This window comes from Nonomuraea lactucae (assembly GCF_003313395.1).
GTDB classification, from domain to species: domain Bacteria; phylum Actinomycetota; class Actinomycetes; order Streptosporangiales; family Streptosporangiaceae; genus Nonomuraea; species Nonomuraea lactucae.
Genome location: NZ_QNFZ01000165.1, coordinates 1 through 10,926, shown reverse-complemented (window position 1 = coordinate 10,926; position 10,926 = coordinate 1). Strand labels below are relative to the sequence as shown.

The window sequence follows — 10,926 nt, the reverse complement described above, 5'->3', positions numbered from 1 at the left end:
CGTCGTGCACCCGCAGGTCGCGGCCGGCGGGCGAGACCCACACCGTGGCGCCGGCGCGGCGCGGCAGCGCGCGCAGGAAGCGCACCGCCTGCGGACCGGGCAGCTCGGCGCGCAGGTCGAAGCCGGAGGCGATGACCTGGACCTCGGCGAAGCCGCGCAACCAGCGGGCAGGCAGCGGCACCTTCTTCTCCACGACCGCGCCGTCGAGCGTGGTGACGGCCATCTCGTCGGCGCCCACGCCCAGGTGGAGCGGGTCGCTGCCGCCCACGCGGGCCAGCGCCTCGCGCAGCGGCCCGTTGACGTCGACGTTCGTGGTGCCGCGGTCGAGGACATCGCCGTCGAGCGCGGCCAGATCGAGCCTGGCGTAGACACCGCCGCAGGCGGAGAAGGACTCCAGCCGCAGACGTTCGCCGTCGCACGTCACAACGGGGTCGCGGCTCCAACCGGGCCGTGGCTGGTGGTAGCGCGTCATCGCCACATCGGCCAGGGCCAACAGCCCGGCCGCGGCGGGCGCCGCCTCGGTGATCAGGCCGCTGAAGAAGCGCGGGTGGGCTTGGGGGCCGGACAGCGCGCGGCCACCGGAAGTGGACAGGCCCAACTGGGAGCCGTCGAGCGTGGAGGGACCGGCGTAGGAGTACGCCTGCACCGCAGTTGTCATGCCGCAGACGGTAAAGATCGTCTCCGACAAAACCCGTTGGGGTCGCTCAGCCGTCGGTGTGGCCGGAGCCGGCCTCCATAAAGCCGATGACGTGTTCCCGGGCGGCGGTGGGAAGGTTCCCGGGCGGCGGTGGGAAGAAAGTGAGCAGTCCTTGGGCTCCTCATTGGATGCCGACTCCCGGCAGGCTTCGTCTGGTTGGAACCGCGGCTCGATGCCAGGCCGTTCAGGCCAGCCGAGTGGACCGTACAGGTCCTTCCGGCGAGGGCTCGATCGCGGTGTAGCCGGGAGCGGCATTCGCCAGGAAGCAGCGTGACGATATCCATGGTTGATGACAGGAAGACGGTGCGAAGGGATTTCGACTTCGTCGTCTGGGGAGCGAGTGGCCATACCGGCCGGTTGATAGCCGAGCGGTTGGCGGCCGGTGCGCACGGATGGCGATGGGCTCTCGGCGGGCGCAGCGAGAGCAGGCTGCGCCGGGTTCACCAGGAGATCGGCGCGCCGGCCGAGGTGGAGCTCGTCGTCGCCGACGCCGATGACGAGGCTTCCCTGCGCGCTCTCGTTGGCCGCACCGGGGCCGTGATCAGCGCCGCGGGGCCGTACCAGCTCCACGGGTCACAGCTCCTTCGGATGTGCGCCCAGACCGGTACGGACTATCTCGACCTGTGCGGAGAGCCCATCTGGATGCGCCAGATGATCGACCGCTTCGAGGGCGACGCCCGCCGCAGCGGCGCGCGCGTCATCTTCTCCTGCGGCTATGACTCCGTGCCGTTCGAGACCGGCGTGGATGTTCTTCAATCGGCCGCCATGAAGCGATGGGGAGCACCGCTGCCGCGTGTCAGCGCCAGGGTCGAATTCACGGACGTGGGCGGATTCTCGGCCGGGACCCTCGCCTCCCTGCGTGCGACTGCCGACGCCGCGCGGGCCGGCGAGGCCGTTCAGGACGACCCGTACCTGCTCACCCCGGGCTTCAGCGGTCCGCGACGGCCGCAGCCCGCTGGGCCGCACTTCGATGAGAGGCTGGGAGTGTGGGCGGCGCCGTACGTCCTGGCGCCGATCAACGTCGGCAACCTGCACCGCTCGAACGGTCTGCGCGGGCACGCATGGGGCGAGGACTTCACGTACGACGAGATGCTCGTCGCCGGACCCGGCGAGGGCGGCCGGCAAGTGGCCGAGGCGATCACCGCTGCCATGGCCGCGATCACCGCTCCGGGCGCCTCCGCGGCCGATGATCCACCCGCGCCGCCCGCCGGCCCGTCGCCCTCCTACCGGATCTCCTTCCATGGCAGCGGCGACGGACGTGCGTTGAATGTCACCGTCCAGGGGGTGGGCGTGCCGGGCTACGACGCCTCCGCGCGCATGATCGTCGAAGCCGCCCGCACGCTGGCGCAGGATGTTCCCGACGCGCCGGCCGGCATCTGGACGCCCGGCTCCCTCCTCGGAGAGCCCCTCACCGAGCGGCTGAGCCGGCAGGGGATATTGACGTACGAGATCGCGGAGCCGCCACATTCCTGACCGACAAGGCAGGTGCCGGACGGCTTGGTCGCCCTGACCTCCGATGGTCGCCACAAGCGGAGTCCACAAAATGACCAAGATCTGCACTGACGATCTCTTGTCGGTGATAGGTCGATTGACCGATGCCGCCGCTGTCCCCGTTTGTGATCGTTGGCGGGACCACGTCGTGGTCTACGTGAACGACAAGAGATCAAGGGAGCATCTCGTAATGGCTACTACTCGCACCGCCACCACCCAGTGGAAGGGGGCCCTGCTCGACGGTTCCGGCACGGTCTCGCTCGACACTTCTGGTGTGGGCACCTTTGAGGTCTCCTGGCCGTCCCGGGCGGAGTCCGCCAATGGCAAGACCTCGCCTGAGGAGCTCATCGCGGCTGCGCACTCCTCGTGCTTCTCGATGGCGCTGTCCCATGGTCTGGCCGGCGCGGGCACGCCGCCGGAGGCGCTGCGCACCAGTGCCGACGTGACGTTCCAGCCGGGTGAGGGCATCACCGGCATTGTGATCACCGTTGAGGGCCACGTGCCCGGCATCACCGCTGAGCAGTTCCAGGAGGCGGCCGAGGCCGCCAAGGCCGACTGCCCGGTGAGCAAGGCCCTGACGGGCACGACGATCACGCTCAACGCCCGGCTCGTCTAGACAGGCCGCGATCGCATGCGACGATCGGGTCACATGCGCGAAGTTAGGGCTGCCGGGTCCACGATCCCCGCGAGCCGTCGCGCGGGCCGCTGCGCAACTCGGCGATCGATCCGAGCGTCGAGTGCCGCGAGTGGATCTGTCATGTAGTCACCTGGCGCTCATCGGGGGCCGTCACGTTGTGTCTGTCTGACAGGGACCGGACTGTCGCTTCGGCGGTCCGGGACCTGGGGCTCAGCCGTGGGACGCCAAGCCGGTGAGCGCGTCCGACCCGGTGGGCGGGCCCTGGTCCGCCCACCGGGTCCCGACCGGGTCCCGACCGCGTACCTCGCCGAACACGGCTCGCCGTCCGACGCGGCGCCGCGCCTGCCGGGCCGGGCTGGGCGGCCGGCGAAGCGTAGGTCAGTGCGCCGGAGCGCATCACGGCACCTGAGGCGAGGCGCTCACCGTCTCGCGCACGAGACGGTGAGGCGCGGACGCGGGCATGGCCGCGATATGCCCCCTGTATTCCGTCGGCAACGTTTGAGAGGAGCACCTGGTCATGACCGCTGGAACCTTCGACGTGAATGCGCTCCGCGCCATGATCGGCCGCGAGCTGACCCCCGGTCCGTGGACGCGGGTCAGCCAGAGCATGGTCGACACCTACGGTGAGGTGACCGGGGAAGAGCACTGGTTGCACAACGATCCGGAGCGTGCCCGCGCGGAGAGCCCGTTCGGCGGCCGGACGATCGTGCAGGGCTCGTTCCTGGTCGCGCACTGCGCCCGGCTCCCCGAGGAGTTGCTGGTCCTGCTCGGGAAGGCTGACTACGTGCTGAACTACGGCTACGACCGGGTCCGCTTCATCCGTCCGGTACCGGTCGGCTCCCGGGTCCGGGGGAGACTGACCCCGTGCGCCGTCGACGAGCGGCCCGCGCTCGACGGACATCGCCGCTATCTGCTCGTGCTCGACGTCGTCGTCGAGCCCGACGACGGCGACGGACCGGCGGCCGGGGCGCGGTGGCTCTGCTACGTCGTTGCCTCCCGGGCGGCTGGATGATCGGGCCGCCCGGTCGCCTTATCAAGGTGCACCCATAGCACCCGGTGCACCGCCGCCGGCTCCGCGGCCGGCGGTCGCCAAGATGCCTTCTCAAGCCGTCCGCGCTTCCTCGGCGTGGAAGGGTTCATGGGCGCCTCTTCGCGCAACGGGGCGTGAAACCGCTCACCGGTGCCGGTCGGGCGATGTATATTCTCGAACCGGTCCGGGAGGCCGCCGCCCCGCGATGACGTCACGTGTGACGGGATCGTTCTGAGTCTCGCCCCGGATCCATGACCTCGGGCGCGAGGGGGACGCCCCGACTGGAAGGCATTTCTTGGGGATGCATCAGGTGAGGCATGAGCGTCTCGTGTCGCGCCCCGTTCAGCTGCGTGCCCGCGCCCGGGAGGTAGAGGCGGTCGAACGGCTGGTCGGGGCGGCGCGTTCGGGTCAGGGCGGGGTGCTGGTGCTGCTGGGAGAGGCCGGCATCGGCAAGACCACGCTGCTGGAGCACGCCGTGGAGGCGGCGGCGGGTTTTGAGTCGTTGCGCGCGGTGGGTGTCGAGTTCGAGATGGACCTGCCGTTCGCGGCGTTGCATCAGTTGTGCGGGCCGTTGCTGGGTCGGGCCGGCCGGATTCCCGGCGCGCAGCGGGAGGCGCTGGAGGCGGCGTTCGGGCTGCGCGCTGGTGTGGCGGCCGATCCGTTCCGTGTCGGGCTGGCGGTGCTCGGTCTGCTGGGCGAGTCGGCTCGTGAGGGCCCGGTGTTGTGTGTGGTGGATGACGCGCAGTGGTTGGACAGCGCGTCGGCTCGGGTGCTGGCGTTCGTGGCCCGGCGGGTCGGGTCGATGGGGGTGGCGTTCGCGTTCGGGTTGCGTGATGTGCCGGGCACCGATGTGCTGCGTGGATTGCCCATCCTCGACGTGCCTGGTCTGCCCGAGGGTGAGGCGCGGGCGCTGCTGGCGGCGGAGGTGCTGGCGCCGTTGGATGGGGCGGTCCGGGAAAGGATCATCGCTGAGGCGCGGGGTAATCCGCTGGCGTTGCTGGAGTTGGCGCGTAGTGCCGGTCCGGCGGGGATCGCGGGGGGTTTCGCTCTTCCGGGTACGGTCACGGGGCGCATCGAGCGGAGTTTTCGCGGCCGGGTGGCGGCGTTACCTGAGCAGACGCGTCGGTTGTTGCTGGTCGCGGCGGCTGAGCCGGTCGGTGATCCGGCGTTGTTGCGGCGGGCGTGTGGGTTGCTCGGCATGGAGATCGAGGCGGCTGCTCCGGCTGAGGCGGCCGGGTTGCTGGAGCTGGGTTCGCGGGTGCGGTTTCGCCATCCGCTGGTGCGGTCGGCCATCTACACGGCGGCGGCGCCGGCCGAGCGCCGTACGGCTCATGGGGTGCTGGCTGAGGCGACGGATCGGCGGGTCGATCCGGATCGGCGGGCGTGGCATCGGGCTCAGGCGGCCTCGGGGGTGGATGAGGATGTGGCGGCCGAGTTGGAGCGGTCGGCGTGGCGGGCGCAGGCGCGTGGTGGTCTGGGTGCGGCGGCGGCTTTCTTGGACAGGGCCGCGGCGTTGACGCCGGATCGGGCTCGCCGCAACGGGCGTCTGCTGGCGGCGGCGCAGGCCAAGCATGACGCCGGCGCCCCGGACGAGGCGCTGAGCCTGCTGGCCGCGATCGACGCCGACGGGCTCGACGGGCTCCAGCACGCCCGGTCGGTACGCCTGCGCGGCCAGATCTCGTTCGCGGTGCAGCGGGGCCACCAGGCTCCGCCGCTGATGCTCGAAGCGGCCCGGCTCCTCGCCCCTCTGGACGCGGCGCTCGCCCGCGAAACCCTGTTGGAAGTGCTGTGGGCAGCGACATGGGCCGGTCGATTCGTCCAGGTCGAGGAGATCGTCGAGGCGGCCGAGGCCGTGCTCGCCAGTACACCCAGTCCGCAGGCGCCGGGACCGGTCGACCTTCTGCTCAACGGCATGACCAAGCTCAACACCAAGGGGATGGCCGCGAGCGTACTGGAGATCAAGGCCGCGGTCCGCGCCTACCGGCAGTCAGGTGACATACGGGCACTCCCACTCGCCTGTCGCGCGGCCATGAGCGTCTGGGATTACGAGGCCCTGGAAGCGCTCAGCACGCGGCTGATCGAGACCGCCCGCGACTCGGGCGAACTCGCCGTGCTGTCGATCGGCCTGAATTTCGGGGGATGGCTGCGCATGGCGGAGGGGCGCTTCGACAGGGCCCTGGCACTTGTGCGGGAAGCCGACGCCGTGGCGGAGGCGACCGGCGCACCGCAGAAGGTATACGCGTCGGCGCTGGTCGCCGGATGGCTCTGTGACCTGGACCAGGTTCAGGAGCTTCTGGACGCCAGTTCACGCGACGCCGCTGCGCGCGGTGAGGGAAACGCGATCACCATCATCGAATACGGCACGGCGGTGCTGCACAACGGAGGCGGCCGCTATGACGCCGCGCTGGTCGCCGCGGAAAAAGCCGTCGAGCACGGCCAGCTCTCGACGTTCGGGGTGTGGGCCCTGCCGGAGATCGTCGAGGCCGCCGTCCGCCTGGGACAGATGGACGTGGCGATCGACGCGGCCGACCAGTTGGCCGAGTGGACCCGCCCGTGCGGCACAGACTGGGCCCTGGGCGTCGAGGCCGCGACACGGGCCCAGATCGCGGCCGACACCGTGGCGGAGGACCTGTACCGGGAGGCGGTCGAGCGACTGGGACGGACCCGGATGCGCGTGCATCTGGCGCGGGCGCACCTGGTCTACGGCGAGTGGCTGCGCCGCCGGGGCCGTCGTACCGATGCCCGCGCGCAGCTGGTCACGGCGCACGGGATGCTGTCCGCGATGGGTGTCGTGGCGTTCACGGCGCGGACGGAGAGCGAGCTGAGGGCGTTGGGCAAGCCGACGCGCTCGGCGGATGCTCCCCGACGCCCCGCCGTCCGCAAGATCGAGGACGCGGACGTGGACTCGTATCGGGCGGGGTCGCCGGCAGGACTGACCGAGCGGGAGGTGCAGGTGCTCTGCCTGGTGGCCCAGGGACTGCGCAACCGGGAGATCGCCGTGCAACTGTCGATCTCGAGCCGGACGGTGGGACACCACCTGGGCCACATCTTTGACAAGACCGGCTACCGGACCCGCGCCGGTGTGGCGGTGTTCGCCATGGAGCACGGCCTGATTCCCTCTCGTACGTGACGGGGCTACGAGCAGCACTTGGACGAGGAAGCCGCTGCTCGACGGTGACCAGGCGCCGAGGCCGAGCCCGAGGGTTTCGGCCATGGGCAGCAGTTCCCGTTCGGCGGACCGTTCTACCAGGCCGTATTCGGCGTGATCGCGGCGATCGGCGCCCAGCCGTGCGCCGCGGCGATCGCGTCGCCCGGGTGGGGAGCAGCGCCCTACGCGGCGTGACCTTGGGCTCCGTCCGCCCGGTCACGACGCGCCCGCCGCGGTGTACAGCAGTTCGGCGCCGCGGCGCGTCCGGTGGAGCTCCCAGTAGGTCTCGGCGATCACCTCGGGCCGGCTCGCCGGCCCCTCCTGGCCGATCCAGGTCGCGATCGCCACGTGCGCGGCGTAGACGCCGCGCGGTTCGAGCGCGGCGTGCAGGTTGAGAACCCAGTTGCGCAGGGCCCCGCTCGCGGCCGCGATGTTGGCGAACGGCGGGTGTATCACGGGGCCGGAGGACGCCCCGGTGCTGACCAGGACCGTGCCGGATCCGCGGTCGATCATGTCGGGCAGCACCCTGCTGGATCGCGGTCACGCCCCCGAAAAGGTGCACGTCCAGCTGCGGTCGCAGGGCCTCGACGGTGAGGTCCACCGCGTCAACGGCCCCGACCGTGGCGGGGTCGCTCGGCGCCGGGGAGTACTCAAGCACGTCGATGTGGCCGAAGCGGGCCTTGATCTCATCGAACGCATTCACGAGCGCCGGTCGGTCGGTCACGTCCGCGACGTGGCCCTCGGCGCGCACTCCCGCGCCGGTCAGGTCCTCGACCAGCGCGTCGAGGGTGGTACGGGTGCGGCCGATCAGGGCGATGTCGAAGCCTTCCATGCCGAACCGGTGCGCGATCGCCCGGCCCAGTCCTGGTCCGGCGCCCACGATCACGGCAGTACTCATTGCTGCTCCCAGATAGTAGAGTCGACTAAGTCGTTTATAGTACTAAACTATTCAGGAGCGCTACTCTACTCCCATGGGTGATGAGTCGCTGATCGGGGAGCATCGTTCGAGTCCCGGGCTGATGCTGGCGCTGCTCGGCGGCGAGGCGATGCGCCGACTGCGTGACGCGCACACCGCGCACGGCCTCAACCCGCGCCAGTTCGAGTTGCTGGGCCTGCTGTACGACCGTGGTCCTCTGGGGCAGGGTGAGCTCGGGCATCTCATGGACGTCGCCGCCAGCATCCTGGTGACGCAGCTCAACCCCCTCGAAGCCGAGGGCCTGATCGTGCGCTCACGTCACCAGGTGGACCGCCGGCGACATGTCGTCGCCCTCACCGACGCCGGCCTCGCCCGGCTGCGCCAGGCGTCCCAGGCGCAACACGACGTCGAGGACGTCCTGTTCGCCAAGCTGAGCGCGGACCAGCGCGAGCAACTACGACAGGTCCTGACCCTCGTGCGCGATCACCTCATCAACGGCGACGAGCACTGCGCCACGCCAGCGTCTCCCGACGAACAACACCACCTGGCGTCTAGAACCGCCATACGCCGGCAATCGGACAGACGGGTTCGTTGAGGGCGGAGGTGACCGGCCGTGCGGATCACCGTCGCCCCGTCCGGTCCAGCAGTTCGCGCGCCAGCGCGTTCCGCAGCCACGCGCGGTAGCGCTCCAGGGGCCAGCCGCGGTGCCGGCACAGGAGCTGGTGCATGTGCGGGGAGGCCAGGGCGTACATGACGTCGGCGGCGGCCGTGGCGTCGAGGCCCGGCTGCAGGGCGCCGCGCTCGCGCAGGGCCTCGGTGAGGGCCAGATACACCTCGTGGGTCGCCCGCGCCCCGGCGTCGGCCGCCGCTCGCATGTCCGGATCGGCGCCGGCCGCCTCGACGCTGACCATGATGAGGTCACCGGCGCGGTCCAGCAGGTCGGTGGCATAGGAGACGGTCCGCGCGATCGCTTCCTCGGCGTCGGGTTCGTCGTGCGCCGAGCGCACCTCGGGCCGGTCCGCCACGCGGACCGGCGCCTCGTCGCCGACGGTCGCCACGCCGAGGGTGTGCCCGAACAGCGCGGCCTTGGTCGGGAACGCGTCGTACAGGGTGCGCTCGCCGACCCCCGCCGACGCCGCGACGTCGCGCATCGTCGTGGCCACATAGCCCTGCTCGACGAAGAGCCGGGCGGCCGCCTCCCGGATACGGGCGCGCGTGGCGGCCGCCGCGGCAGCGCGCTTCGCTGATCGGTACTGCCTCTTGACGGGTTCGGCCATGGAGAGCATTCTAGGCTCAATTAGCCGCAGTCATACTGCGCCCAATTCAGGGAGGCCCCATGCCCCGCCCCCAGCTGGCCGGAATCCACCACGTGAAGATCCCGGTCACCGACCTCCCTCGCTCGCTGAGCTGGTACGAACGCGTCTTCGACCTCAAGGTCACCATGGAGTTCCACGATGCCGAAGGCGTCGTGCGCGGCGTGGCGGGCGAGATCCCCGGCATCGGTGACGCCCTCGTCGCGCTCCGCGAGAACCCGGGGGCCGCGGCGGGCTGCGGGGGCTTCGACCCGATCGGCTTCGCCGTCCAGGACCGCGCGGACGCCCAGGCGTGGGCCGGCCACCTCGACGAGCTCGGCATCCCGCATTCACCGGTCATCGAGGCATCCGTCGGCTGGCTGCTGGTGTTCAACGATCCCGACGGCCTGGAGCTGCACCTGTACACCTGGGCGGCGCACGGCGTCGACCACTCGGCACGGCCCGGCTATGGGCGTCCCGTCGCCGGGCCGCAGGCGGGGCGTCCCGTCGCCCGGCCGCGGGCGTCGGAGGCCGTCCAGTGACCGCCGGGGCTGCCTCGGCAGGCGTGGCCTCGATGGGCGTCGCGACTGTGCGCTTCAGGCGGAGGGCGAGAGTCAGCCCCGGTGGTGGAGGTGGCGGCGGAGGAGGCTGAAGGCCATCGCGGCGACCCAGATCACGAACAGCACCTTGGCGACGCCCCAGCCGCCCGCCACCAGTCCGACGAACAGCATCACGAACAGGATCGGCACGAACGGGCCCGGGCCGTGGCGGTGGTGGCCGTGGGGATGGCGGTGCCAGGTGCGGCGCATGTCGCGGTGGGCGTGGCGCATGGCCTCCATCTGGTGGCGGGTGGCGCATGGCCTCCATCTGGTGGCGGTGGGCCTTCATCGCGGCGCGCCAGTCGTCCGGCCCGGGGGTGACCGGATCGCGGTGGGCGTGGTGGGAGGGGTGGGCGGGGCGGGCAGGCTGGGTGTGGCCCGGCAGGTCGGCCGTGACCTCGGCGAGGTCGCGGGCGGTGCGGGCGGCGAGCGCCCGGTCGAGGCGCTCGTCGAGCTCGGCGTGGTCCAGGCGGCCCTGCGCGAAGTGCTCGCGCAGGGCGGCCATGGTGTGCTCGCGTTCGGCGTCACCGATGCGGAGATCGCGGGGGTCCATGCGTGGCTCCTTCTCTCCGAACCGGCTCCCGGGTGGGGCGCCGGTCATGGTCACTCCTCGCCCGGGTCGCCGTCGGCCAGGATCTGGTAGAGCTTGCGCCGGGTCTCAACCAGAGTCTTACGCGCTTCGCGGATCTGCGCGTCGCTCCCGGTCTGCAGAATCTGCATCATGGCGAAAGCCGACTGGCGGGCGAGGTCCCACAGGTCCGCGGTGTTGTCGTCGATGTCGGGCCGCATCTCGTCCCACGGGGCGCGCACCTCGTCGCTGTGCGACTCGATGTAGGCGCGGCCGGAGTCCGTGAGGCGGAACGTCTTGCGGCCCTCGTTCTCCTCGGCGACGACCAGGCCCTCGTCGGTGAGCTGCTGCAACGCCGGGTAGACGGCGCCGGGGCTGGGCTTCCAGCCGCCCTCGCTGCGTTCGGCGATCTCCTGGATGATCTGGTATCCGTTGCGCGGCTCTTCGGCGAGCAGCGCCAGGATGGCGGCGCGCACGTCGCCCCGCTTGGCCTTGCGGCCCCGGCCGCCCCAGCCGCGGTGGCCCCACGGCCCGCCCGGGCCCCAGGG

General features: G+C 71.2%; 10 protein-coding genes and 3 pseudogenes. 6 read left to right on the top strand and 7 right to left on the bottom strand.

Annotated features, from left to right (window positions below; all coding sequences use genetic code 11):
• A pseudogene (locus DQW85_RS11095) lies at window positions 1-658 on the bottom strand (SWIM zinc finger family protein); the annotation flags it as partial.
• A gap of 342 nt (window positions 659-1,000) precedes the next feature.
• On the opposite strand from DQW85_RS11095, the gene DQW85_RS11090 reads away from it, so the two are divergent.
• The 4 genes from DQW85_RS11090 (at window position 1,001) to DQW85_RS47610 (ending at window position 6,985) form a co-directional block, all read left to right on the top strand.
• Window positions 1,001-2,170 (top strand): saccharopine dehydrogenase family protein, encoded by a 1,170-nt coding sequence (locus DQW85_RS11090; RefSeq protein WP_205315030.1) that lies wholly within the window; start codon window positions 1,001-1,003, stop codon window positions 2,168-2,170.
• 208 nt (window positions 2,171-2,378) lie between these two features.
• Window positions 2,379-2,804, top strand: coding sequence for an OsmC family peroxiredoxin (locus DQW85_RS11085; RefSeq protein ID WP_113700257.1), 426 nt, complete (start codon window positions 2,379-2,381; stop codon window positions 2,802-2,804).
• A gap of 538 nt (window positions 2,805-3,342) precedes the next feature.
• Window positions 3,343-3,837, top strand: a complete 495-nt coding sequence (locus DQW85_RS11080; protein WP_113700256.1) for a MaoC/PaaZ C-terminal domain-containing protein — start codon at window positions 3,343-3,345, stop codon at window positions 3,835-3,837.
• A 319-nt stretch (window positions 3,838-4,156) separates the two neighbouring features.
• The gene (locus tag DQW85_RS47610) at window positions 4,157-6,985 is read left to right on the top strand and encodes a helix-turn-helix transcriptional regulator (protein WP_113700255.1); all 2,829 of its coding nucleotides are present in this window, start codon (window positions 4,157-4,159) and stop codon (window positions 6,983-6,985) included.
• A gap of 234 nt (window positions 6,986-7,219) precedes the next feature.
• Here the strand turns inward: DQW85_RS47610 and DQW85_RS45780 are convergent, their stop codons facing one another.
• A complete protein-coding gene (locus tag DQW85_RS45780) occupies window positions 7,220-7,516 on the bottom strand; it encodes a Rossmann-fold NAD(P)-binding domain-containing protein (RefSeq protein ID WP_205315029.1) in 297 nt (98 codons plus the stop codon).
• Between the two features lie 73 nt (window positions 7,517-7,589).
• Window positions 7,590-7,835, bottom strand: a pseudogene (locus DQW85_RS48165) (SDR family NAD(P)-dependent oxidoreductase); the annotation flags it as partial.
• Window positions 7,836-7,974: 139 nt separating this feature from the next.
• Between DQW85_RS48165 and DQW85_RS11065 the strand changes: the two are divergent.
• Window positions 7,975-8,514: a MarR family winged helix-turn-helix transcriptional regulator gene (locus DQW85_RS11065; RefSeq protein ID WP_113700254.1), complete on the top strand. Its 540-nt coding sequence runs from the start codon at window positions 7,975-7,977 to the stop codon at window positions 8,512-8,514.
• 25 nt (window positions 8,515-8,539) lie between these two features.
• Here the strand turns inward: DQW85_RS11065 and DQW85_RS11060 are convergent, their stop codons facing one another.
• Window positions 8,540-9,196, bottom strand: a complete 657-nt coding sequence (locus DQW85_RS11060) for a TetR/AcrR family transcriptional regulator (protein ID WP_162794895.1) — start codon at window positions 9,194-9,196, stop codon at window positions 8,540-8,542.
• 59 nt (window positions 9,197-9,255) lie between these two features.
• Between DQW85_RS11060 and DQW85_RS11055 the strand changes: the two genes are divergently transcribed.
• Complete coding sequence (locus tag DQW85_RS11055; protein WP_113700252.1) at window positions 9,256-9,753, top strand: VOC family protein; 498 nt, start codon at window positions 9,256-9,258, stop codon at window positions 9,751-9,753.
• A 72-nt stretch (window positions 9,754-9,825) separates the two neighbouring features.
• Here DQW85_RS11055 and DQW85_RS45770 read toward each other — a convergent pair whose 3' ends face one another.
• The 3 genes and pseudogenes from DQW85_RS45770 to DQW85_RS11045 form a co-directional block, all read right to left on the bottom strand.
• Window positions 9,826-10,050: a hypothetical protein gene (locus DQW85_RS45770; RefSeq protein ID WP_205315033.1), complete on the bottom strand. Its 225-nt coding sequence runs from the start codon at window positions 10,048-10,050 to the stop codon at window positions 9,826-9,828.
• Window positions 10,051-10,249: 199 nt separating this feature from the next.
• Window positions 10,250-10,315: pseudogene (locus DQW85_RS46735) on the bottom strand (DUF1707 domain-containing protein); the annotation flags it as partial.
• 98 nt (window positions 10,316-10,413) lie between these two features.
• On the bottom strand, window positions 10,414-10,926 hold a 513-nt coding region (locus tag DQW85_RS11045; RefSeq protein WP_162794894.1), incomplete at its 5' end, for a PadR family transcriptional regulator.